The organism is Streptomyces sp. NPDC001594, from assembly GCF_042893675.1.
Classification (GTDB): domain Bacteria; phylum Actinomycetota; class Actinomycetes; order Streptomycetales; family Streptomycetaceae; genus Streptomyces.
The window spans coordinates 159,542-180,561 of the sequence record NZ_JBIAVB010000014.1 but is presented as its reverse complement, the minus strand read 5'-3'; the positions used below and the strand labels follow the sequence as shown (position 1 = coordinate 180,561).

39 protein-coding genes and 1 pseudogene are annotated in these 21,020 nt (G+C 70.9%); 32 read left to right on the top strand and 8 right to left on the bottom strand.

Annotation, left to right across the window (positions count from 1 at the left end; all coding sequences use genetic code 11):
• Positions 1-69: 69 nt before the first annotated feature.
• A complete protein-coding gene (locus tag ACFY0O_RS26920) occupies positions 70-1,086 on the bottom strand; it encodes an LLM class flavin-dependent oxidoreductase (protein WP_388951095.1) in 1,017 nt (338 codons plus the stop codon).
• Between ACFY0O_RS26920 and ACFY0O_RS26915 the strand changes: the two genes are divergently transcribed.
• Entirely contained in the window at positions 1,085-2,641 is a 1,557-nt protein-coding gene (locus tag ACFY0O_RS26915) for a recombinase family protein (protein WP_388951092.1), read from the top strand. The two genes, ACFY0O_RS26920 and ACFY0O_RS26915, sit on opposite strands and share 2 nt — an antisense overlap.
• Here the strand turns inward: ACFY0O_RS26915 and ACFY0O_RS26910 are convergent.
• Both ACFY0O_RS26910 and ACFY0O_RS26905 read right to left on the bottom strand, forming a co-directional pair.
• On the bottom strand, positions 2,571-3,086 hold the full coding sequence (locus tag ACFY0O_RS26910; protein ID WP_388951090.1) for a hypothetical protein: 516 nt from the start codon (positions 3,084-3,086) through the stop codon (positions 2,571-2,573). The genes ACFY0O_RS26915 and ACFY0O_RS26910 overlap by 71 nt on opposite strands.
• Positions 3,087-3,163: 77 nt before the next feature.
• The gene (locus ACFY0O_RS26905; RefSeq protein ID WP_388951087.1) at positions 3,164-3,619 is read right to left on the bottom strand and encodes an XRE family transcriptional regulator; all 456 of its coding nucleotides are present in this window, start codon (positions 3,617-3,619) and stop codon (positions 3,164-3,166) included.
• 239 nt (positions 3,620-3,858) lie between these two features.
• Here ACFY0O_RS26905 and ACFY0O_RS26900 point away from each other — a divergent pair, with 239 nt between their 5' ends.
• The 28 genes and pseudogenes from ACFY0O_RS26900 (at position 3,859) to ACFY0O_RS26765 (ending at position 17,440) form a co-directional block, all read left to right on the top strand.
• Positions 3,859-4,080 carry a helix-turn-helix domain-containing protein gene (locus ACFY0O_RS26900; protein ID WP_388951085.1) on the top strand — a complete coding sequence of 74 codons (222 nt, stop codon included), beginning with the start codon at positions 3,859-3,861 and terminating at the stop codon, positions 4,078-4,080.
• Positions 4,077-4,268 (top strand): hypothetical protein, encoded by a 192-nt coding sequence (locus ACFY0O_RS26895; RefSeq protein ID WP_388951083.1) that lies wholly within the window; start codon positions 4,077-4,079, stop codon positions 4,266-4,268. The genes ACFY0O_RS26900 and ACFY0O_RS26895 overlap by 4 nt, the downstream gene beginning before the upstream one ends.
• Positions 4,269-4,354: 86 nt before the next feature.
• Positions 4,355-4,798: a hypothetical protein gene (locus ACFY0O_RS26890; protein ID WP_388951081.1), complete on the top strand. Its 444-nt coding sequence runs from the start codon at positions 4,355-4,357 to the stop codon at positions 4,796-4,798.
• Positions 4,795-5,184 carry a hypothetical protein gene (locus ACFY0O_RS26885; RefSeq protein WP_388951079.1) on the top strand — a complete coding sequence of 130 codons (390 nt, stop codon included), beginning with the start codon at positions 4,795-4,797 and terminating at the stop codon, positions 5,182-5,184. The genes ACFY0O_RS26890 and ACFY0O_RS26885 overlap by 4 nt, the downstream gene beginning before the upstream one ends.
• Positions 5,177-5,353, top strand: coding sequence for a hypothetical protein (locus ACFY0O_RS26880; RefSeq protein WP_388951077.1), 177 nt, complete (start codon positions 5,177-5,179; stop codon positions 5,351-5,353). Before ACFY0O_RS26885 ends, ACFY0O_RS26880 begins: the two co-directional genes overlap by 8 nt.
• Positions 5,350-5,733, top strand: a complete 384-nt coding sequence (locus ACFY0O_RS26875) for a hypothetical protein (RefSeq protein ID WP_388951075.1) — start codon at positions 5,350-5,352, stop codon at positions 5,731-5,733. Before ACFY0O_RS26880 ends, ACFY0O_RS26875 begins: the two co-directional genes overlap by 4 nt.
• Positions 5,730-5,999, top strand: a complete 270-nt coding sequence (locus ACFY0O_RS26870; protein ID WP_388951073.1) for a hypothetical protein — start codon at positions 5,730-5,732, stop codon at positions 5,997-5,999. The genes ACFY0O_RS26875 and ACFY0O_RS26870 overlap by 4 nt, the downstream gene beginning before the upstream one ends.
• A complete protein-coding gene (locus tag ACFY0O_RS26865) occupies positions 5,996-6,400 on the top strand; it encodes a hypothetical protein (RefSeq protein ID WP_388951070.1) in 405 nt (134 codons plus the stop codon). Before ACFY0O_RS26870 ends, ACFY0O_RS26865 begins: the two co-directional genes overlap by 4 nt.
• On the top strand, positions 6,397-7,218 hold the full coding sequence (locus ACFY0O_RS26860; protein ID WP_388951067.1) for a hypothetical protein: 822 nt from the start codon (positions 6,397-6,399) through the stop codon (positions 7,216-7,218). The genes ACFY0O_RS26865 and ACFY0O_RS26860 overlap by 4 nt, the downstream gene beginning before the upstream one ends.
• Complete coding sequence (locus tag ACFY0O_RS26855; RefSeq protein ID WP_388951064.1) at positions 7,146-8,261, top strand: hypothetical protein; 1,116 nt, start codon at positions 7,146-7,148, stop codon at positions 8,259-8,261. Before ACFY0O_RS26860 ends, ACFY0O_RS26855 begins: the two co-directional genes overlap by 73 nt.
• Positions 8,258-8,965, top strand: coding sequence for a 3'-5' exonuclease (locus ACFY0O_RS26850; protein WP_388951061.1), 708 nt, complete (start codon positions 8,258-8,260; stop codon positions 8,963-8,965). Before ACFY0O_RS26855 ends, ACFY0O_RS26850 begins: the two co-directional genes overlap by 4 nt.
• Positions 8,965-9,294, top strand: a complete 330-nt coding sequence (locus ACFY0O_RS26845; RefSeq protein WP_388951058.1) for a hypothetical protein — start codon at positions 8,965-8,967, stop codon at positions 9,292-9,294. The genes ACFY0O_RS26850 and ACFY0O_RS26845 overlap by 1 nt, the downstream gene beginning before the upstream one ends.
• A complete protein-coding gene (locus ACFY0O_RS26840; RefSeq protein WP_388951055.1) occupies positions 9,291-10,121 on the top strand; it encodes a phosphoadenosine phosphosulfate reductase in 831 nt (276 codons plus the stop codon). The genes ACFY0O_RS26845 and ACFY0O_RS26840 overlap by 4 nt, the downstream gene beginning before the upstream one ends.
• A complete protein-coding gene (locus ACFY0O_RS26835) occupies positions 10,118-10,747 on the top strand; it encodes a hypothetical protein (RefSeq protein WP_388951052.1) in 630 nt (209 codons plus the stop codon). The genes ACFY0O_RS26840 and ACFY0O_RS26835 overlap by 4 nt, the downstream gene beginning before the upstream one ends.
• 20 nt (positions 10,748-10,767) lie before the next feature.
• Positions 10,768-10,956 (top strand): annotated as a pseudogene (locus ACFY0O_RS26830) (WhiB family transcriptional regulator); the annotation flags it as partial.
• Positions 10,957-11,491: 535 nt separating this feature from the next.
• Positions 11,492-11,926 carry a hypothetical protein gene (locus ACFY0O_RS26825; protein ID WP_388951050.1) on the top strand — a complete coding sequence of 145 codons (435 nt, stop codon included), beginning with the start codon at positions 11,492-11,494 and terminating at the stop codon, positions 11,924-11,926.
• 745 nt (positions 11,927-12,671) lie between these two features.
• Positions 12,672-12,977, top strand: coding sequence for a hypothetical protein (locus tag ACFY0O_RS26820; protein ID WP_388951047.1), 306 nt, complete (start codon positions 12,672-12,674; stop codon positions 12,975-12,977).
• Complete coding sequence (locus ACFY0O_RS26815; RefSeq protein WP_388951044.1) at positions 12,974-13,573, top strand: hypothetical protein; 600 nt, start codon at positions 12,974-12,976, stop codon at positions 13,571-13,573. The genes ACFY0O_RS26820 and ACFY0O_RS26815 overlap by 4 nt, the downstream gene beginning before the upstream one ends.
• A 49-nt stretch (positions 13,574-13,622) precedes the next feature.
• Positions 13,623-13,952, top strand: a complete 330-nt coding sequence (locus tag ACFY0O_RS26810; protein ID WP_388951042.1) for a hypothetical protein — start codon at positions 13,623-13,625, stop codon at positions 13,950-13,952.
• A gap of 71 nt (positions 13,953-14,023) precedes the next feature.
• The gene (locus ACFY0O_RS26805; protein WP_388951039.1) at positions 14,024-14,215 is read left to right on the top strand and encodes a hypothetical protein; all 192 of its coding nucleotides are present in this window, start codon (positions 14,024-14,026) and stop codon (positions 14,213-14,215) included.
• Between the two features lie 19 nt (positions 14,216-14,234).
• Positions 14,235-14,969, top strand: a complete 735-nt coding sequence (locus ACFY0O_RS26800) for a hypothetical protein (RefSeq protein WP_388951037.1) — start codon at positions 14,235-14,237, stop codon at positions 14,967-14,969.
• A complete protein-coding gene (locus ACFY0O_RS26795; RefSeq protein WP_388951034.1) occupies positions 14,966-15,529 on the top strand; it encodes a hypothetical protein in 564 nt (187 codons plus the stop codon). The genes ACFY0O_RS26800 and ACFY0O_RS26795 overlap by 4 nt, the downstream gene beginning before the upstream one ends.
• Positions 15,526-15,669, top strand: a complete 144-nt coding sequence (locus ACFY0O_RS26790; RefSeq protein WP_388951031.1) for a hypothetical protein — start codon at positions 15,526-15,528, stop codon at positions 15,667-15,669. The genes ACFY0O_RS26795 and ACFY0O_RS26790 overlap by 4 nt, the downstream gene beginning before the upstream one ends.
• A gap of 3 nt (positions 15,670-15,672) precedes the next feature.
• Entirely contained in the window at positions 15,673-15,921 is a 249-nt protein-coding gene (locus ACFY0O_RS26785) for a hypothetical protein (RefSeq protein ID WP_388951028.1), read from the top strand.
• Positions 15,918-16,151: a hypothetical protein gene (locus ACFY0O_RS26780; protein ID WP_388951025.1), complete on the top strand. Its 234-nt coding sequence runs from the start codon at positions 15,918-15,920 to the stop codon at positions 16,149-16,151. The genes ACFY0O_RS26785 and ACFY0O_RS26780 overlap by 4 nt, the downstream gene beginning before the upstream one ends.
• Entirely contained in the window at positions 16,148-16,306 is a 159-nt protein-coding gene (locus ACFY0O_RS26775) for a hypothetical protein (protein WP_388951022.1), read from the top strand. Before ACFY0O_RS26780 ends, ACFY0O_RS26775 begins: the two co-directional genes overlap by 4 nt.
• Positions 16,303-16,635: a hypothetical protein gene (locus tag ACFY0O_RS26770; RefSeq protein ID WP_388951019.1), complete on the top strand. Its 333-nt coding sequence runs from the start codon at positions 16,303-16,305 to the stop codon at positions 16,633-16,635. The genes ACFY0O_RS26775 and ACFY0O_RS26770 overlap by 4 nt, the downstream gene beginning before the upstream one ends.
• Positions 16,636-16,729: 94 nt before the next feature.
• Positions 16,730-17,440 carry a hypothetical protein gene (locus ACFY0O_RS26765; protein WP_388951016.1) on the top strand — a complete coding sequence of 237 codons (711 nt, stop codon included), beginning with the start codon at positions 16,730-16,732 and terminating at the stop codon, positions 17,438-17,440.
• Positions 17,441-17,572: 132 nt separating this feature from the next.
• Here the strand turns inward: ACFY0O_RS26765 and ACFY0O_RS26760 are convergent, their stop codons facing one another.
• The 5 genes from ACFY0O_RS26760 to ACFY0O_RS26740 form a co-directional block, all read right to left on the bottom strand.
• On the bottom strand, positions 17,573-18,139 hold the full coding sequence (locus ACFY0O_RS26760) for a hypothetical protein (protein WP_388951013.1): 567 nt from the start codon (positions 18,137-18,139) through the stop codon (positions 17,573-17,575).
• 282 nt (positions 18,140-18,421) lie between these two features.
• Positions 18,422-18,808 (bottom strand): hypothetical protein, encoded by a 387-nt coding sequence (locus ACFY0O_RS26755; RefSeq protein WP_388951010.1) that lies wholly within the window; start codon positions 18,806-18,808, stop codon positions 18,422-18,424.
• A gap of 23 nt (positions 18,809-18,831) precedes the next feature.
• Complete coding sequence (locus ACFY0O_RS26750) at positions 18,832-19,050, bottom strand: hypothetical protein (RefSeq protein WP_388951007.1); 219 nt, start codon at positions 19,048-19,050, stop codon at positions 18,832-18,834.
• 102 nt (positions 19,051-19,152) lie between these two features.
• Positions 19,153-19,476 (bottom strand): hypothetical protein, encoded by a 324-nt coding sequence (locus ACFY0O_RS26745; protein WP_388951005.1) that lies wholly within the window; start codon positions 19,474-19,476, stop codon positions 19,153-19,155.
• A gap of 115 nt (positions 19,477-19,591) precedes the next feature.
• On the bottom strand, positions 19,592-19,873 hold the full coding sequence (locus ACFY0O_RS26740) for a hypothetical protein (protein WP_388951002.1): 282 nt from the start codon (positions 19,871-19,873) through the stop codon (positions 19,592-19,594).
• Positions 19,874-20,009: 136 nt separating this feature from the next.
• On the opposite strand from ACFY0O_RS26740, the gene ACFY0O_RS26735 reads away from it, so the two are divergent.
• The 3 genes from ACFY0O_RS26735 to ACFY0O_RS26725 are packed head-to-tail and all read left to right on the top strand — an operon-like array spanning position 20,010 to position 20,964.
• Positions 20,010-20,426, top strand: a complete 417-nt coding sequence (locus ACFY0O_RS26735; RefSeq protein ID WP_388951000.1) for a hypothetical protein — start codon at positions 20,010-20,012, stop codon at positions 20,424-20,426.
• Entirely contained in the window at positions 20,423-20,716 is a 294-nt protein-coding gene (locus ACFY0O_RS26730; protein WP_388950997.1) for a hypothetical protein, read from the top strand. The genes ACFY0O_RS26735 and ACFY0O_RS26730 overlap by 4 nt, the downstream gene beginning before the upstream one ends.
• A complete protein-coding gene (locus tag ACFY0O_RS26725) occupies positions 20,713-20,964 on the top strand; it encodes a hypothetical protein (protein WP_388950994.1) in 252 nt (83 codons plus the stop codon). Before ACFY0O_RS26730 ends, ACFY0O_RS26725 begins: the two co-directional genes overlap by 4 nt.
• The last annotated feature ends 56 nt before the right edge of the window (positions 20,965-21,020 follow it).

Sequence of the window (21,020 nt, the reverse complement as noted above, 5' to 3'; positions counted from 1 at the left end):
CACCGGAAGTCTTCCCGTTACTCACGGTGGAATCCACCACTCCGCCTAGTAATCGGCGTAGCGTTCGGCCTAATCGCCGGAGCGGGGGTTCACCCCTGCCCGAAAGTGCGGGATCACCTTCTCGCCCCACTGGCGCAGGGTCTCCATGCAGGCCTCCTGCGGCACGGTCCCCATCTGGACCAGGCACATCACCTCGTCCGCGCCGGCCTCCCGCAGCCGCTCCACGTACGCGATGGCCTCGTCCGCGCTCCCGTAGGCGTGGTCGGCGTTGAAGGTGGCCGTAGCGGTCGGGCGGACGGGGATGTCCTGCTCGTGCAGCCGGGCCACCACCTGCTCGGCGGCCCGGCGCAGCTCCGCCGCCTCGTCGGCGCCGGCCACCACGGCCTCGTCCGGTACGCCCGCGCCCCCGTACCAGTGCCCGATGGACTGGGCGAAGAAGCGCTGCCCGCGGACCCCGACGCGGCGGGCCTCCTCGGGGTCGTCGAGCACGATGGTGGGGCAGAGCACGGAGAAGTGGTCGTTGACCACGGAGGACACGAAGCGGCTGCCGTCGCGCTCCGCGCGCGCCGCGTCGTAGACGGCCCGCATCCCGGCGATGGACTCCGGTCCGGCGAAGCCCATGACCAGGGCCCCGATACCCAGCTCGGCGGCCTTCACCAGGGTCTCGGCGCGGCTGCAGGCCAGGAACAGCGGCGGGTGCGGGGCCTGCGCGGGGCGCGGCAGGACCGGGTGGGGGTCGATGTCGATCAGCTCCCCGTGGTACTCCAGCTCCTCCTCCCGCCAGGCCCGGCCGATGATCCGCAGCGCCTCCTCCACCTCGGCCTCGGTGCGGTCGCGGTCCACCCCGCACAGGGAGGTCTCCTGGAGGGTGCCGCCGCGTCCGGCGCCGAGGTCCACGCGGCCGCCGGAGAGCAGGTCGAGCATGGCGGCGCGTTCCGCCACGCGCACCGGGTGGTTGAAGCCGAAGGGCATGCACACGACGCCGTGCCCGATGCGTATCGTGTGCGTCCTGGCCGCGACCCAGCTCAGGAAGACCTCCGGCGCAATTATTCCAATGCGCATAGGTAGTTGGTTACGGTGAAGCATGCCTGTCGCGCCCGAGTATCTGCACCTGATCTATCCCGGACCCTTCCCCGCCCTCCTGTACGGCCGCGCCAGCGTCGACCCGAAGCAGAAGGGCTCGAGCGTCCGAGCCCAGCTCCACGAGGGGCACAAGCTGTGTGAGCAGGTCGGCTGGCCCGTCGTCGACGAGTACAAGGACGTGGGCATCTCCGCGACCCGTCACGCCCGCCAGGACCGCGACGACTTCGAACGGCTCCTCGACGACATCAGGCGTCGCCGCGGCCGGATCGTCGTTGCCTTCGAGGCCAGCCGCTACTACCGCGACCTGGGCGCTTACATCCGGCTCCGGGACGCGTGCCACGAAGCCGATGTCCTGCTCTGCTACAACGGTCAGGTCTTCGACCTCTCCAAGAGAGAGGACCGCAAGGCCACCGCTCAAGACGCCGTCCAGGCCGAGGACGAGGGCGAGGGGATCAGGGACCGCAACCTGCGTACGGCGCGACTGACGGCCGAGGCGGGCAAGCCGTGGGGCATCGTGCCGGACGGCTACAAGCGGGAGTACGACCCGGATACAGGCGTCCTCCTCAGACAGATAGAGCACCCAGTGCAGGCGCCGGTGGTCCGCCGCATCTGGAGGGAAGCCGCCGCCAGCCAGTCCCTTCGCAGCATCGCGGCCGGTTTGAACCGCGACGGTCACCGGACACAGAAGGGGAAGCTGTGGCAGGTCTGGCACCTGCGGACGATCCTCCGGAATCCGGCGTACGTCGGGCGTCGGAAGTTCCGAGGCAAGGACTTCAAGGAGGGCACGTGGCCGGCGCTCGTGGAGTCGCAGGTGTTCGACGCCGTGCAGCAGCTTCTTGACGTGGAAGGGCGGGCGTGGGCCACGGACCTGACCCCCGTTCACTTGCTGTCCGGGATAGGCCTGTGTGGCGAGCACTTCGATCTGCGCAGGACGAACTCGGAGCCGACGCTTCGAGGGTTCGTGAACCGGGGCTACCCGTCGTTGAAGTGCGACCTGAGTGCGCACGTCACCATCAATGAGAGGAAGCTCGTCGCGTACACCGAGGAGCACCTGGTCACCTACCTCGCCTCGGACAAGGCCAAGAGGGCGTTTCAGGTGAAGGCGGACGACCGCGAGGCCGAGGCTGCGCGCGTTCGGCTGCGGGCCCTGGAAGCGCAGTTGGAGGAGGCTCGGGTCGCAGCGACGACGTTCGACGAGAACGGAGTCCCTGGACTGAGCATCGCATCCTTGAACGCGACGGAGCTGCGACTAACCCCGCTCATCGCGGCCGCCAGGCAGGCGGCTCGCCCGGCCGTCGTGCCGGAGGTGCTCCTCAACCTGCTGGAGGCGACGGATCCCGGTGCCCTGTGGGACGGGTACGACCTTCAGCAGCAGCGTTCCGTCTTGCGACTCTGCTGCACGGTGCGGCTGCACAAGGCGTCTGTTCGCGGTGTGCGCTCCATCGAGGAGGGGCGGGTCACCCTCGCTTTCGAGGGTGAGCCGGGGTTCATGGGTGGCCTGCGTCGCGGTCAAACTCCGCCTCCTGAACGGGACTTGGGTCAGCCGGGTGGCCTGTAGCCCTCTCGCGGATGCCGGGCGTCGGAAACTGCACAACTCGGCCCGGTCGAGCCGGGGACGCGTTGAGGATTCCGCGGCGGCCGTGGTCCACCCCGGTGAGGTACGCGTCGATCTGGATTTGGGCCCGTTCATCCTCCAGTTCCTGGAGGAGGCGGGCCCGCTCTACATCCGCCTGGGCGCGGAGGGCGATGCGCTCGGCTTCCAGGTCGCGGATGCGCCGCGACTCCTCCTGCATCTGCGCTCCCTGCGCGGCCACGTATCGGGTCCGCTCGTCGTCGGCGGCTTGCAGGGCCTTCGCGAGGCGGGCGCGTTCCGCCTTGGCGTCGGTGGTCCAGCTGCGCATCTTGGCGAGGGAGAGAAGCAGGGCGGCGGTGAAAGCGGTGATGCCTCCTCCGAGACTCCGCGCGAGGTCGTTCGCGACGATGCCGTAGACGACGACGCCCACGGCAAGGACTAGAGCGAAGCCAGCCGCTAGGGCCGAGACCCGTGCGCGTGTGGCTGCGTCGTGCATTCGTACCCCCGCTACATCTGAGCTGTGGCACTCCCGCCGGCGTCGGCGTCCGCCTCGCGCTCGGCGGCTTGAATTCGCCGCTGTCGTTCGAGGCCCGCAGCGACCATTTCGCGTGCTACGGGGTCGGTGAGACCGAGTGCGTCTGCCGCGTCTTCGGGGGTGATTGAATCCGAGCCTACCCCTGTTGCCCCTGTTTGGGAGGGGGTTGACAGGGCTTCAGGTGACGCGATACCCGACTCGATGAGCAGATCGCGCAGCTCCAGGTGGACCACTTGAGCGATGCGTTCGTAGGCCCATGGGTCGGGGAGCGTCTGGCCGGAAAGCATCCGGCCGACGGCTGTCTCCGTCATGCCCATATCGCGCGCGAGCACCGCCTTGGTGCCGCGCTTGTCGAGGTCGTAGCCCGCCCTGATGGCCGCCTCTGTCACCAGCCTGCCGAATCGCGCTCGAACCGTGTCACTCCGCATGTGGGCACGGTATCTCGCCCGCGAGCAAGTTGCAGCAATCTGTCTCGCACGCAAGATTGCAGGTCAGGGCCTGTTTCAAGCATGCGTGCACCTTAACACTCAAACTCGTTCGCACGTTCGATAAAAGAAAACACGCCGCCTCCACAAATCCTTGCTTGCGCGCAAGATAGAAACCCCGCTACCTTTCTCTCGGGCGAGACAGAAACTCTGGCTCCCCCGCAAGGAAGGAGGCCTCCCACATGCCCTACCGCCTGCGCATCGACCGACTCCGCGCCGCAGCCCTCGCGGTCGGCGATCAGAGCAACATCGCGATGGCCCGGCGTACCGGTATCTCGGAGTCCGCGCTGTCGCGGATGCTCCGGGGCCAGGCCCGGCCCCGCCTCGAAACGCTCCTCCAGATCGGGCAGACCTACGGGCTCTCCCAGGACGACTTGGTCGAGACGACCGAGGTGGCGGCGTGACGCCGGCCGAGCGCCTGGCGATCCTCGGCCCGGCCACCGTCGCCGCGATCCACAAGCGGGTAGCCGCAGCCCCGCCGCCGAGCGATGCGCTGATCGAGGCGCTGCGGCCCATCCTCACGAACCCGGCGAAGCCCGCCCCGGCCGAGCAGCCGACCACGGCACCCGCTGAAAGGCCGATCGCTGCCTGACCGGCAGAAAGAAGAAGGGGCCGCCCGGACGGCCATCCGGAACGACCCCGGCATTCCTCACCAACACCGAGAAGACGAGGAACACCATGAACCACCAGAGTAGCCCGACCGACCTCCCGACCGGCTTCCGCCGTACGGTCCTGGTCGCCCTCCCGATCCGGCCCTCCGGGCCGGACACGGTCGAGGGTGTCCTCCTCGCGGCCGCCCGTGTCATCGCCCGGGTCGGCCTGCACCACGGCGACTACGTGCTGGACGCGCTCGGCCGCGACGGCGTCGACGTGCCGCTGTTCATCCGCCCGATGTCCGTGGTCGGGGCGATCCGGTACGCGGCGACGGGCTCGCCGCAGCACACGAGCACGCTGGCCGACATGGCCGTGAACTTCCTGGCCCTGTCGCTGGACGGGGGGCCGGTGTGGCGGGACTGGAGGTCGCTGGAGCAGCACGTGGACGACTGGTCGGACACCGTCGACAAGGCCACCGCGGTCGGAGTGCTGGAGTCGGTGGCGACGGCTCCCGAGCGTGCGGCGTGAACGCGCAGCGGGTGCGCGCGGCGGCCGGTGCGCTGCATGCGGCGATGGAGCGGGGCGCGGCGACGCCGGCGGAGCTGGCGTACGACCTGGAGGCGGCGGGGCTGCTCCAGTCGCCGGAGTCGACGGCCGAGCTGACCAGACTGCGGGCCCGGGTCGTGCAGCTGGAGGCTGACCGCTACGCGGAGGTCTCCGCGTGGCTGTACAAGAAGGCCCGCGAGTACCGGTCGACCCGGAACCGGGAGCACTCCGTTCAGGCCGAGGTGCTGGAGCGGATGGCCTCGAAGGTGGCGCGCGGCGCGATCCGGCCCGCCGAGAACCCGCACGACTCGCCGCTCCACCACGACTATCGCCTCGGCCGTGAGCTGCCGGAGGTGCCTCGTGGCTGACCGCCCGATCACCCCGTCCGGCTGCCGCCTCTGCGGCATCCCCGAGCGCGAGCACGCCCAGCGCTGGAAGCCGCCCGCCGGGTGGCACGCCTGGTCGGCGCCGACCGCCCGCCAGATCCTCGCCCGCATGCAGATGCGCCGCCGCTTTGCCCGCAAGGAGGGCCAGTGAGCACCAACCCGAGCCGGGAGCCCGGCCTCTCGATCAGGCTCGACACGATGTGGCTGGCCGGGATCCTCCGCGTCGACCAGATCCGCCGCGACACCCTCGTTTCCCTCGTCGCGACGTGGGGCGACGACGAGGCCCGCGAGGACATCCTCCGCCAGCTCGACGCGCTCGCCGAGGCGGTGACCTCGCCGAGGGAGGGCGAGCTCGACCACCTCATCGAGGCCGTCGAGGACGCGGCGGCGATGGACGACGCCGAGGTCCGTATCGACCTGGCGGCCGCGCTGCGGCTGCGGGCCGAGCTGGACGCGGTGATCGAGACGCTCGGCCGGTTCAACCCCGCGGCCGTGGCCCGGCTCCCGCACCAGCGTGAGGAGGCGGCGTGAGCACCCTCGACAGCGCCCGTGCGGCGGCCCGCGCCTGGTTGGCCTGTCCGACCAGCGGAGGCCCTAACCCGGTCTGGCGGACCTGCTTCAGCACGGACGGCACCGACTGTCCGACCGGTATTGCACCGGTCTGCCCCGACGAGGACCACGACCCGGACGACGGCAGCGTCTACACGTGCTGCGCCGATCCGGTCATCGAGGTCGGGTCGGCGGCGCTCGCCGACTACCTCGTCGCGCTGCTGAACGCGGATCGGAGCGCGTCGTGAACGAGCCCCTCATCGTCCGCCGCTTCGACTGCTCCGTCGAGCCCGACCGCGAGGCCGGTGAGGCCGAGCTCCTCGTCTGCTGCGTCGCCGAGGACGGGCGCCCGGTGGCGCTGCTCCTCGACGACGAGGCGCGGGGCAAGCTCGCCGGCCTCCTCGGCGGCCGGGCGCCCGGGCTTGACGAGCGGGCCCTACAGCTCGCCGACCACATCCTCAACACCGGCGGCGAGTGGACGACCGGCAAGGCGCACCGATGGGTGACCGCGAGCATCCAGCCGAAGCCGCCGATCTACTTCACCCGCCACTCCCTTCAGGCGCTCGCCGCGCACGGCTACCTCCGCGAGCGCCGCGAGCCCGGCCGGGTCTCCTACGTCCCGAACTACCCGAAGGACGAGAGCCGATGACGAACCCGCGCCACGCGCGGGACACCGAGCGGGGTCGGTACTACACCGACCCCGCCGGGGGCCCCGACCTCGTCAGCGTCACCAACGTGCTCGACACCGTCGTCGCGAAGAAGGCCCTGATCCCGTGGGCCGTGAAGCTGACGACGGAGTACGTCCTCGCGCACCTGCCCTCGATCACGCTGCGGCTGGTCACCGACCGTACGGCCGTCGTTAAGGAGATCAAGGCCGTGCACCGCGACGCCAAGGAGCGCGCGGCCGACCTCGGCAACCGCATCCACGATGCCGCCGAAAACCGGGTCCTCGGCGCCCCGTTCCCCCAGGAACTGGAGGTCGCCCCGTACATCACGCAGCTGGAGCTGTGGCTCGACTCCTGGGGCGTCGACCTCAACGAGGACATCGAGGCCACAGAGATCACCTGCGTACACCGGCGCCTCGGATACGCCGGCACGGCCGACCTGATGGTGTGGCTGCCGACCGGCCCCGGCGGGCGCCGGGAACTGTGGCTGATCGACTACAAGACCTCGGCGACCCGCCGTGCAACGTCGGTCTACCCGGAGAACACGCTCCAACTCGCCGCTCTCCGCTACTGCGAGGCCGTCCTCCTCCCCGACGACACCGACGCCCCGATGCCGCGCATCGAGAGGGCTGGCGTCCTCAACCTCCGCGCCGCCTCGCATGCCCTGGTGCCGATGCCCGCCGACCGGTTCGCCCACCGGGCGTTCCGCGGCCTCCTCGAAGGCACCCGGTGGCTGCACGCCGCGCCCACCTCGTACTCCGCGCTGTCGCCCTCGACGGCGCCCTCTCGAAAGGCGGCCTGATGGGCTCCCGCCTCCTCAACATCCAGCGGCGCGCAGCCGAACACGGCCGCCTGCGCACCGGCTACACCCAGGGCAACAAGCCCATGAGGTCCGCGACCTGGGTCATCACCTCCCACTCGGAGGAGCACGTCCGTACGGCCGCCGGGCTGTGGGGCGGCGAGCCGGAGACGTGGGCTCCGCTCAACTCGAAGATCCAGCAGTGGCGTGTGATCACCAAGGCGTCGGCGATCGAGGCGCTGATCACGCCCGGCGACCCCCTGAACCAGTACAACGAGATGTGGTCCGCTGGTGGCTGCCAGAGGCGCTGCAACGGCGCCACCGAGCTTCTGACACGCCAGCCGTGCATCTGCGCCCAGCAGTTCGGCGAGGACTGGCACCAGCAGCCCAAGGGCCGCGTCTGCTCCGCCACCTCCCGGCTGAATGTCATGCTCCCGGACCTGTCCGGGATGGGCATGTGGCGCGCCGAGACCCACTCGTTCTACGCCGCGTCGGAGTGGGGCGGCATGGTCGACATGGTCCTCGCCGGGACCGACGGGCGCGGCTTCGTGCCGGTGACGCTGCGAATCGAGCCCCGGCAGGTCGTGCGGGACGGGCAGACGAAGAAGTTCCCCGTCGTGGTGGTGGAGCTGCGCGGCATCACGCCGCGCCAGGCCCTCGCCGGTCCGATCTCGACCGCCCTCGCGTTGGACCCGACGGGGTCCCGGGCGGTCGCCGCGATCGAGGCGCCGCGCCCGGACTACGTCGCGGAGGCGGAGGCCGCGCTCGGCTCAGACGACGTTCGGGACGTGTGGCGGAGGGCTCGGGAGGCTGGGCATGTCGCTCGGGACGGCTCCGACGAACTGTCCCAGAAGCTGATGGCGCTGGCCGCCGAGAAGGACGACGAGGCAACCAGCGGCCGTGAGGACGACGCCCCGCCGGCGTACATCGACGCCATCCCGGACGGTCCGGATGAGGACGGGGCCTACGTGGCGGAGGTCGTCGAGGACGGGGAGCCGTCCGGCTGGCCGGCGGTCGCGCAGCCCGGATCGGGGGCGCGCGCATGAGCGCCTGGCACCTCGGCCGCCTCGCTGGGTTCGACCTGGAGACCACCGGCATCGACGTCGAGGCGGACCGGATCGTCACCGCCTGCGTCGTGCAGTGCGGCGGCGGCCAGCCCACCGCGTCCGCGTCGTGGCTGGCCGACCCGGGCATCGACATCCCCGAGCAGGCGGCCGCCGTCCACGGCGTCACCACCGCGCGGGCCCGCGCCGAGGGCAAGCCCGCCGCCGAGGTCGTCGCCGACGTCCTCGCCGCGCTCGGGCAGGCCGTCACCGGCGGGATTCCGATCGTCGCGATGAACGCCCGCTTCGACCTGACGCTCCTCGACCGTGAGGCCCGCCGCCACGGCCTGACCCCGCTCCCCGGCGGGTTCCCGGTCACCGACCCGTACGTCATCGACAAGCGCGTCGACCGCTACCGCAAGGGGTCCCGCAAGCTCGTCAACCTCGCCGCGCACTACGAGGTGCCGATGGGCGAGGCGCATACCGCCGACGCCGACGCGCTCGCCGCGTGTCGGATCGCCTGGAGGCTCGGCGCCCGCTACCCGGAGCTCGCCGCCGCCTCGTTCGCCAAGCTGCACGAGCAGCAGATCGGCTGGGCCGCCGAGCAGGCCACCGGCCTCCAGGAGTACCTCCGCCGCAAGGACCCGAACGCCGTGGTCCGCAGCGAGTGGCCCCTCATCCCCCACCAGCAGGACGGAGACCTGTGATGCCCGTATCCGGACGCCGATACCGCGCCCTCCAGCAGCAGACCGCCGAGCAGCGCGCTGACATCCTCCGCCTGGAGCGGGAACTCGCCGACGTGACCGGCGAGCGGGACTCGGCCCGCGAGGTCGTGCGGGGCCTGTCCGAGCGGCACCGGGAGCTCATCTCGCGCCCGCTCACCGCCGGTGAGACCGACCTCCTCCGCCAGCTCCGCCAGTCCGAGGACGCGCGCCGGCTGCTCGCCGCGCAGCTCGACATCCTCCAGGCCGCCAACGAGGGCGCGGCCCGCGAGGCGTACGACCTGGCCCAGGCCGCCCGGCAGGTGACCGCGTGAGCCACACCGCGGCCCCGGCCGCCGGGCTCCGCTCGATCAGCTTCGGCGGGGGCGTCCAGTCCACTGCGCTGTTGGTGCTCGCCGCCACCGGGCAGATCGACTTCCCCCTGTTCCTGATGGCCAACGTCGGCGCCGACTCCGAGAACCCTGGAACCCTGCGCTACGTCGACGAGTACGCCAAGCCGTACGCCGCCGACCACGGGATCGAGCTGGTGGTCTTGGACCGGGTCCGCCGCGACGGAACCGTCGAGACGCTGTGGAGTCGGCTGACCCGGGAGGGGTCCCGGTCGCTCCCGATCCCGGTCCGCATGTCCAACGGGGCTCCCGGTACCCGCAGCTGCACGGCGGATTTCAAGATCAAGGTGACGGCCAAGGAGTTGAAGCGGCGCGGAGCGACCGCAGCCAGCCCGGCCGTCGTAGGTATCGGCATCAGCGTCGACGAGATCCACCGGGCGAACAACCGCCGCGTCGAGGCTCACGAGCAGATCGTGTACCCGCTCCTCGAACTGGGGCTCCGCCGCACCGACTGCGCGCGAATCATCCGTGACGCCGGCCTGCCCGTGCCCCCCAAGAGCAGTTGCTACTTCTGTCCCTTTCACCGGCCCGAGACCTGGCACACCATGCGCCGTACCGAGCCGGACCTGTTCGAGAAGTCGTGCCAGCTCGAAGACCTCCTCAACGAGCGGCGCACCCGCCTCGGCAAGGACCACGTGTACCTGACCCAGTTCGCTCGGCCCCTGCGCGACGCGATCCCCGACGGGGTCGACGTGCTCCCCATGTTCGACGAGGCCGACGGCCTCTGTGACTCCGGATGGTGCATGACATGACCTCCACCGTGACCCCCGCGACCGGGATGCCGCTCACCCTCCCGGCCTCGGTGACCAAACCCCGCCCCGTCGTCATCGGCCTCGACGTCGCCCTCAACGCCTCCGGCGTCGCCGGGGACGGCTGGACCGACCACGTCCGGTGCACCAGCACCAGCCGACACGCCCGCCTCGCCTACCAGCTCGACGGCCTGTCGTCGTTCTACCGGAACGCGGACTACGTCCTCATCGAGGGCGCCGCGTACTCCCGCGGCCACACCCAGGGCGCCGACGTCCTCGCCGCGATGCGGTGGATGATCCGCCACGACCTGTGGAAGCGGCGCATCCCCTACGCCGTGATCACCCCCAGCAAGCGGGTCACCTACGCCATCGGCAGCACCGTCCACAAGGACGAGAACGGCGTCCGCCTCACCGGGACCGCCCTCAAGGCCGTCGTGAAGGAAGCCGTGGAGGACACCTACGGCATCCACACCGAGGGCCCATGCAAGTACGACGAGGCCGACGCCTACGTCCTCCTCGCCATGGGCTACGCCCACCTCGGGCACCCGCTCGCCGACGTGCCCGCCACGCACTCCCGGGCGCTCGACGGCTGCGACTGGTCCGGGTTCGACAAGGCGGTGACCCGGTGATCACCCCCGCGCCCAAGTGGATGACCGAAGGTATCTGCGCCCAGACCGACCCGGACCAGTTCTTCCCCGAGCGCGGCCACTCGGCAACCGACGCCAAGCGGCTCTGCTACGGCTGCCCTGTCCGCCACCGGTGCCTGGACTACGCCCTCAGCAACAACGAACGCTTCGGAATCTGGGGCGGCCTATCCGAACACGAGCGGAGCGAGCTGGCTTCGGGCCGCCGCAACACGGCAGTGGCGAGGACCCGGGATTACACGGAGGCTGACCGGCTGCTGTCCACGGGCGAACACTCGACTGCTGAGGTCGCCGAGATCACCGGGCTGCCCATATCGACCGTCTACCGGCGCCGTGAGCACCTCAACCTAGAACCGCGAGCCAAGCAGCGGACGCTTCTCAGTGTCTACGCCGAGCTCAGCCAAGCTGCCGGCGAAGGCCACCGCGTGTGGTCCGGCGGTGACCTCATTGCCGTCCAGGGGCGCCACTACAGGCCTGCGCGGCTTGCGTTCCTCGTGGGCCATGGGCGTGAGCCGGAGGGACACGTCAAAGCGACCTGCGGCCTTGCGGGTTGCGTCGCCTCAGCCCATCTGGCCGACCAGGTCATGCGCATGGGCCGAGTGCGCGTATGACCGGCCGACCGCACTGCGACGTACCCGACCCGGATCACAGCGGCCCGGCCCGCCTGTACCCCTGCGGCTGGCGCTGCACCACTCACGCACCCCAACCCCGTCCTGTAGGAGCACGCTGATGGAAGCCCTCACCCAGCTCATCTCCACCGCCTACACCGCAGCCGTGCACGGCGAGGTCGACCAGGCCGCGAACGCCCTGGACGCCATCGGCTTCAGCGTCGATGCCCGCCAGATGTACGGCGTGTGCTGTGCCTTCGCCGAGGCCGGAACGCGTGCCGTGCAGCTCCTCGACCCCACCGGATTCGACCCGGCCAAGGGCGAGATGCTCGCGCTCAGCGAGATCACGCCGGGGGCGGCCGCAGCGAACCCCCAGACGGCGTGGGCACAGCGGTTCTTCGTCGCCCACGCCAACCGTGACCCCGAGATGACCAACGCGCTCTACGCGACCGCCATCAAGGCGGGCCCGGAGCAGTTCAGCGAATCCGTCGCCGCGCTCCTCCTGGTCGTCGCCAGCCTCGGCCGGGCTGTCCTTCAGTCCCGCAGGACGTCCTGACCAGCAGCCCGTCCGGATTGGCCGGCGCCCGGGGTTCAACGCCCCGGGCGGGCACCAGCACCCGCCTCTGCTCCACCGAACGGAGACCCACCCGATGCCCTGGTTCAACGTCGATGACGGGTTCGACTCGCACCCGAAGGTCCGCGCGGCGGGCAATGCGGCGGCCGGGCTGTTCTGCCGACTGGGCTCGTACTCCGCCAGGCACCTTACCGAGGGCCAGCTCGACGCCGCCGTGGTCCGCGACTACGGGACCCCCGCCACCGTCAGGAAGCTCGTCACGGTCGGCATGCTCCACCCGGTCGGCCACGGCTGCGCGAAGTGCGAGCAGCCGGCGGACGGCGGGTACGTCATGCACGACTACCTCGACTACAACCGGTCGCGGAAGCAGATCGAGGCGGCCCGGGAGAACGGCCGGAAGAGGCAGCAGAAGGGCCGCGACCGGGCCCGTGACGATGCAAAGTCGCGAGATTCTGACGCGAATCTCGACGCAAACTCACGCGAAAATACGCCGAGTTCTGCGCCGAACTCGCACGAAAATGAACCTCTGTTTGGGGATGAAACCGCAGGTCAGGGCCGCGCGTCACAGCGTGACACCCTCCAGGGTGCTACGGGTGTCCAATCCCCTCCACTCCAATCCGAGGTTCCTCCTGCGGAGGAACCTCCCCCCTACCCCCCGGCGCACAGGCCCGGCACTGACGTGGTCCCGGCCAGCGGACGAGGAGAGATCCAGCCCCTCATCCAAGCCATGAGCGCACGCCACATGCGGGTTACGTGGAAGTTCTCCGCCGAGGAGTGGATCGAGCTCCGCGACGCCGTACGCCGCGTCGGAGTCGGCGCCCTCGTCGAACACGCCGAACGCGTTTGGCGCGCCGCCCAGACACCGCCGTTCAGCGCCAAGTACTTCCTCCCCGGCTGGACCGGCCTGGAGCCGGACACCTCCTTCACCGGCCCGCGCCCCGTCGGGCCGCCCTCCGCCGCCCAGTCCTACCTCGCCGACATGCAGTCCATCGCCGAAGAACTCCGCCTACAGCACACCGGAGGTGCCGGATGAACCCCGAGCAGGTCCCCCAGCTCCTCGCCGAAATAGCCCTCGCCGACCCCCGCGTCCGCCGCGAAGACCCCATCGAGCGACGCGCCCAGGTCCTCATGTGGGCCGGCATCCTCGTCGACGTCCCGTACGAGTACGCCGTCACCGCCGCCCAGAAGCACTACGCCACCTCCAAATGGCCGATCCTCCCCGCCGACATCGCCACCCGCTGGCAGGCGACCGTCCGCGACCGCATGAACCGCGACGCCGACCCCGAACCCCCCGGCGTCGACCCCGACGACGAACAGGCCTACCGCACCGGCCTCGCCACCCGCCGACAAGCCGTCGCGCTCGGCCACACCGCCCCCGTCGGTGTCCCCGAACTCGTCGCACCCGGCCCCGAACTCCGCGACCGCCTCAACCACATCGGCCGCTACGTCCCCGACGCCATCCGCGAACAGCTAGGCCCCATCTGGCCCCGCCGCGGCCTCGACGGCGCCCTCTCCCACCGCTGCCCCCAGTGCGGCGCACGCCCTGGCCAGCGCTGCACCAGCCCCAAGTCCGGCACCCGCCGACAGCAGCCCCACGGCGCCCGCACCAGCCACACCAACGCCGCCTGATCGACCGAACCCGGTTCCCGCCCTCTCGCGCGCAAGGAGACCCACCCTCATGAGCCACACCGACATCCGCCTCGCCCCCACCCCGGCCGGCGCCATCCCCCACCCCAGCCGCTTCACCCACACCGACCCCGACGGCGACCGACTCCTCATCAGCACGGCCGTCTTCGACGACGGGACGCCCGCCCTCTACTTCCGCACCGACCCGAACTGGTCCTCGTTGCCGCTCACGGACCTGGGCCGGCTGCTCGCACACCTTCAGGTCATCGCTGCCGCGTCGCGGGAGGAAGCGGCGGGGGTCCAGGCCGAGGAGGACCCGGAGGCCGCGTGCCTGCGGGCCATGGCCGACGAGGACATCGCCTCGCACCCCGACCGCGTCTGACCCCGGCCGCAGGCCGCCCCGCGGGCAGTGCGGGGCGGCCGACCCCACCAGCATCCACCGGAAGGACCACCGTGTCCGTGCAGAACACCTCCAGCCCCCTGAAAGGCCCCGAGCCCGAGCCCCGCCCCGCGGCGGCCGGCCCCGAGCTGAAGCAGTGCGCCCGCTGCGGCCGCCTCGGCACCCGCCTGTTCCAGAGCACGCCCGACGGCCACGTCTGCACGGCGCGCGCCGCCTGCGTCGACCGCCTGCTCGCCACCCGCTGACCCGGAAGGACCCCGCACCATGACCGCTCACCCGCCCCGCGTCCGCTGGCACGTCGAGACCTACGACCCCCTCGCCCGCGAATGGGTCTCCGGCCTACCGCTGACCAACAGCCAGGCCGCCGTCGAGCAGCTGGCCCATCTCACCGAGACCCGGCCGGCCTGGCGGGACGGGACACCGTGCAGCCGGCGCATCGTCGTGGAGACCACGACGTACGAGGACCTCACGGCGGAACCCGCGGACCGCATCGCTAAGTTCCCCCGGGCCGGGTTCATCCTCCCCGGCCTCGACGGCCAGGACCTCGCTGCGTTCCCCGGCCGTACGCCCGACGGCCGGCCCGCGATCCGGTTCTCCGCCGGAAGCAGCGAGACCGGCCACGCCGAGGCCTTCATCCCGGTGGAACTGCTGGAGGAGGTCATCGCGGGCCAGCGGGAAGCGGCTCGGCAAGCCGGCGGGCAGCCCTTCGCCCCCACCCGCCGCCGTCTGACCGAGCTGGAGCACGACCGTGCCTGGCACGCGATCGAGGGCACGGCCGGCGAGGACAGTGCCGACCCGGGGACTGTCCTCGCCGGGGTCCTACGCGTGCTCGACATCGACCCGCCCGCCAGCCCGGAGCCCTGCGCGCAGCAGCCAGGCGCCGGCGCGCTCTGTGGCCATTGCGGGATCCCCAAGGGCAGCCACCACCACCCGTGGACCAGCACTGCCGAGGCCATCCTCGGTGCCCCGCACAACGCCGCCAAGGAGACAGGAGCATGAGCCAGCCCCGCCGCTTCCACCTCCTCCGCCACACCGATATCTCCGGCGTCTCCGGAACCGGCATCGTCGCCGACGGCATCCTGTGGCCCGACGGCACCGCCAGCCTCCGCTGGAGGGGCGAACGCCCGTCCACCGTCCACTGGGACCGGATCGCCGATACCCAGGCCGTACACGGGCACAAGGGCGCCACCGAGATCGTTTGGGACGAACCCGAGCAGGCATCAGGCCGAGCCGCAGCCTTCCGCGAAGCGGTCGCCGTAGCTCAGGATGAAGCCATCCGCCTGGAGTTCGCCGCCGGGGTTGAGGCTGCGCGCGGCGCCCGGTGCGTGGCGTACCTGCTGCGTCGGATGGCCGAAGGGCAGGACGGCACCGCCGACCGGCTGGCCCGCATCGCCGACGCCCACCACCATGGCCAGGTCGGCGGCGGCATGACATCCGGCCTGTGCACCGAATGCGAGTTGACGTGGCCGTGCCCCACCTACATGTGGGCCACCACGCGGCGGGACCCGCTCGCCACGTGGGACCCGGCTGACGACGAGGTCGGGGAGGCCGGGGCGTGAGCCTCCTCACCGCCGCCGAGCGCCAGTTCCTGGCCTTCGCCCTCGACCTCGCCGCCGACCACATGGCCGTCCGCAGCGACGAGTTCACCGACGAGGACGACGCCGCCCTCGCCCGGCTCCGCCAGCTCACCGAGGAGTAGCCCGTGTTGACCCTGCTGCTCGTCCTCGCCGGCCTCGCCCTGTGGCTGCTCTGCGGCACCGCCGTAGCCCTGCTCCTCGGCCGAGTCGTTCGCCACGGCGAGCAGCAGGACCGCACCAGCCGCCACACCGACCCACACGCCGCGTACTGGGGCCGGGACGCCTCCAGCCCCACCCGGCGGCCGCGAGGCCGCCACAGCCGCCCTCACGGCCCGCCCTGGGCCCGCAACAACCAACACGGAGAACACCCATGACCATTAAGCCCGGTCAGACCTACCGCGCGGCCAACCCCCTTGACGAAGGCCGGCGCATCTTCATCGAGGCCTACCAGCCCGGCGCCGAGGACGCCTACGTCGTCGACGCCAACACCGGCAAGCGCTTCCGCCGCATCCGCGTCAGCCAGCTGCACACCAAGCCCGTCACCCGCACCGGTCAACCGCGCCGCAGCGGCTACGTCCTGGAGGCCAACGGGAGCAACCGGTGACCTGCCCCACCGGCAAGTTCACCTACCGCACCCGCGGCGCCGCCCGCCGGAACCTCCGCAACCTCCGCGCCCGGGGCCGCAGCGAAATCGCCCTCTACCCGTGCCCGCACTGCCTCGCCTGGCACCTCACCAGCCACCCCAGGAGCAGCCGATGACCGAACAGCCCGCCCGGCACACCGCCGACACGATCACCGACAACGACCTCGACGACCTGTACGCCCGCCTCGACACTCTCACCGCGGTCTGCCGCAGCAACCGGCGGGCCTACGTCGGCGCCGTCCAGGACGTACAGGCTGCCGAGCCGCGCGCCGAGCAGGCCGAAGCCACGCTCACCCGCGTCCGCGCCGAGCACGACCGCATCGCCGCCCTACCGACGGTCAACCGCGACGAGACCCGCACGGACACCTTCTCCGCCGGCGCCCGCTGGGCGCTCGACCGGATTCACGCCGCCATCGACGAGCCCCAGGCGATCCGGCCTGCCTGAGCATGCGCGAGGGGCGCATCCACCGTCCGCCACAGACCGGATGCGCCCCCAGGTGGCCACCACCGTACCCGCACCACGCCCCAGGAGCACCGTGATGACCACCCACCCCGCCGCCGCACACCTCATCCGCATCGCCACCCTCTGGCCCCACCTCGACGACGCCCTCGACCAGCGCGGCACCAACTGGCTCGCCAGCCGCGCCGACCTCTTCCGCGTCCTCGACCAGGCCGACGCCGAAGAAGCCGCAGCCCTCCGGGCCCTGGAGCGAGACCCCCAGCAGATCGGCGAGACGCCGGCCCCCGTCTCCCTCCGCGTCCTCGACACCGCCCGCCTCGTCGAGACCACCCTCATCCACCTCGCCGACACCCTCGCCCCCCAGATCACCCGGCCCGCGATCAGCCACGCCCCGGACGATTGGGCCGCCCGCGGGTGGACAGCCGTCGACCGGGCGCTCCGTAACCAGTGCGCCGACGATGAGCAGGGCGACCCGCGCCGCTGGCGGTATGTCGGCGTGCGGACGGTCGAGTACGCGGCGGGCTGGCTCCACGCGCGCGTCGTGGGCGAGGCGGGCCCGTTCTGGATGCTCACCGCCGCCCACCTCCACCACGTCGAGCAGGTCGCCGCCGGCTGCGCGGACCGGATCGCCGCGGTCCTCGGCCTGACCGTCCGCGAGGAGACCGCAGTCCGGCCCTGCCCCGACTGCGCGGGCCGCATCGTCGTCACCACCGGCGCCGGCCGGGCCCCGGCCGCCCGGTGCGAGGGATGCGCCCGCGGCTGGACGCTGCCCGAGACTGCGGCTGCGTAGCCGTCCGGACCCGTCCGGGCGGTCTCCGGACGGATCCAGACGGGCCCGGACGCCGGGCGCCCCTACCCCCAGGCTCTGGGCAGGAGGCCCCCGCCCGGCACGGCATTGGCGACGGGTAACACGGCCGAGCGCTCAGGTGACAGAGTCAGTGGGCTCGGCCTCCTGACGTTGCCTATACACCCGCAAGGCCTCGTCGTAGTGGCGCAGGTCGTCGTCCGTGTACTGGCGCGCCCACTCACGTTGCCTTTTCACGCCGATTGCGAGTCGCCCCACAACCCGCCCCAGTCCTTCGCCTACCAGGATGACGATGGATACGGCGCAGGCTAGGAACGCCGCCTTAGCCAGTTGCGGGTCTTCTTTTGGGTTGTGGGTGGCCGACCACTTCAAAACTTTGATCTCCACTAAGACCAGGATTGCGCAGATGGACAACCACGCGAAGGCCCCCACCAGCGCCGCGAACTTCTGCCTCTTGACTCGGTTCGATTCCCTGCCTTCGTGAATTTTGGCCAGATCCTCCGCCGGAACCTCTACACCGGCTCGCCTTGCCTGGATGACATTGTCGGCGGAAGTGCGCCAGTCCGCGGTCAACTCAAGGAACCCATCCCCCCACGCCTTAAACAGGGTGTATGCCTGAACTGTCCCTATCAGTAGCACAGCCACGATGACGGTTGTGATGAGAGCGGCATAGTCATCGCTCATGGCCCACTTCATGCGTCCCCCTGGATGGCAGGTGATGTAGCAGGATGAACCTACTACCTTGCGGTGGGCCGTACTGACGGTTTCACAGCCCTCGCCGTGCATCTTGCCCGAAGCCGTTCCAGCGGCGTCTCGGGCCGCCTTCATGCTTGCTGAGACCGTGACCGCATGCCCTCAAGGTTCGGTGTCACAGGACACCCGCCACCCACTTCATCGAGCCGCGGTCATTGCCGTCGGATGACGATGATCAACGCTGCACCGCCGAGCGCGCCTTTCACCTGAGACTTAAACCGTCCAATCGAGCGATACGCTCAGCCCCCATGGGAAGGAAACACCCACCGAACATCCGGTGGCACCAAGGAACTGCGCGATCTTCAGCAGCTCGGAGCGCAGCTGCGTTGCAATCCGCCGCAGCAGCCGCCCGACATGGTGGGTCCAGCCCGGATACCGAAATGGACTCTGCGGCGCATACGTCCGGGCGACCACGTATGACGCCAGGGAAGCCCATCCCTCGATGGCGGTGAGTGATTCGAATGGGTCCGACTCGGGTGAAATATTCGGCTGCTTTCCGATGAGCTCCGCGAGGTGTGCGAGATTCCTCGCGCAGTCCTCTTCGGTGTCGTAACGCATCTCCTCCAGTTGCCGCCGAACATCTTCGCTCGGGTATTCCATGGCAGACCTTCGCCTCCTGGCGCTTAAGACGGCGACTCCGGCCACTCAGTCGGGCCGCCACCCTTCCACTCCACCAAGCCGGAGCTCAGAAGGTCCGCCTCATCCCACTCAAGGCCGGCCCGGCGCAAGAACTCCAGCACATCCGAGACCCCGTGAGCGAGGCCGAGGATTTCCCCGTCGACCCGCACGCGGCGGCCACCCGTCGGTGACGGCTTGCCGATCACGATCAGGTGGTCGCCCATAGTCTCAGCCTGCGTCCGGACGACTCCGGACGCATCCGGACAGCGCGCAGCCCCCGATCCGCCGCGATCGGGGGCTGACTGTCACCGCCGGCGAGCCTGCTTTCAGCTCTGCCACCCAAAGCGCACTCTGCTGCTGCCCGGCTTTGGCGGCACCTCGACCCTCGCCTCATGCTCCGAGTACGGGAAGTAGTCCTCCGTCGCGGCCACAGTCGGGTGCTCGTCGAACACGGCGCTCTCCAGGGCCCTTCGCGCCTCACGCAATGCATCACCCGCCGCGCCGAGCTGCTTCGCCGGGAAGGCCCTCTCCCCTGACCGCGGGTAGGCGTTTTCCAAATCGACTTCCGCCTGCAACAACGCAACTTGAAGGCCAGCGAGGATCTGCCCCAGCCTCAGATGATCGGAGTGCGAGAGACCGCGCTTAGCCATCGTGATGCTCCTCGGTTCGGGGAGCCGCAGCCTACCGCTCACCTCACGGGGCCGGGCTCCGTACAGGCAGGAAGCCCCCGATCCGCCAGGGACCAGGGGCTCCGCCGCGCCCGGGCTACTCGAGGCGCGGCTTCAGGTCGGTGCGCTGACCCTGCCGCGATGTCCGCGAGCGGAAGTACGGTTCCAGGACGCGCCAGTCGAAGAGGCGCATTCGGCCGATCTTGGTGGCTTCGGCGAGCGGCACCGGCCAGTCGGGGTCGGTCTCAGCAAGTTGACGGCAGCGCTGCTTGCTGAGCTTCTTCAGGCCGGCGGCCTCCAGGCGCGCGGGCATGTCCGCGAACGAGATCAAGTCCGGGCCTCCCGTCTCTACGACTTCCTCGGGCGGGGAGTCGGGCATGGATCCATCCTCTCAACTTCCTTGCTTCAAAACAAGGAAGTCGCTACGGTCGTACCAGCAACGCAGATCGGCCCCGGTCGGAGTTCGCAGCTCCGCCGGGGCCAGCCGTCCCACCTGCCTACCAGGAGGAACAGCCATGCCCGAGCGTACCCAGCACCCCCACCAGCCCAACAGCCCGGCGCGGCGCCAGCTCGACCACGCGCTCACCGCAATCGCCCGCACCACCCCCGGCCGGCGCCGCTACATCGCCGACGCCGCCGGCGAATACCTCTCCCAGGTCGACGGCCACACCCTCCCCTTGGGCTACGACGTGCCGTTCCCCGCCGACCTCGCCCACGCCAACCGCTCCGACGCCTTCCGCATGCGCCGCGGCTGCACCGTCGCTGCCATGCTCGGCCTCGCCGTCCGGCCCAGCGACCCGTACCTCCCGGACACCGCGCGCGCCATCATCGACGCGGTCAACGCCCCCGTCGACCGCCTCACCGAGACCGCGCACACCACCGGCGCCCCGGCCGTCGTCGCGCTGCTGCACATCCTGGGCGGTGCCGGATGACGCACCTCAGCCAGCCCGACGAGGCCCTCCGCCAGACCAGCCGCGACGCCCGCGTCCGCGGCGGCCTCGCCTACGCCGTCAAGCGCCTCACCGACCCGCGCGCCCACCACGTCATGACCGACGCCGCCCGCCTCGCCATCGCCCAGCGGTACGCCAGCGACACGCTCGGCTGGACCGACGAGGCGGACGAGCTGATCCGCGACCTCCTCGCCGTCATGCCGGAGATCACCCGCGACATCACCCGCGGCGAATACGCGCTCCTCCTCCCGCCCGCCGGGAGCGCCCGATGATCCACGCCGTGTTCAACGCCGAGGACCGCGCACTCATCCAGTTCGACGACGACCTCACCGTCTGCGACGCCCGGGAGATGGCGGAGCAGGCCCTCGCCACGACCTACCGCTGCACCTCCGGCTCCTACGTGGACGTGCTCTGCGTCGAGCACGACGGCGAGCCCAAGGGCAGCTGCACCGGGTGCGAGGCCAAGGCCGCCTGCCCGGACTGCCGCGACGGCCGGCCCTGCCTCGACACCTCCCACTGACCCACCCCTCGACCGGCCGGGCCCGCGTTGACCACCCGCGCGGCCCCGGCCCCGCA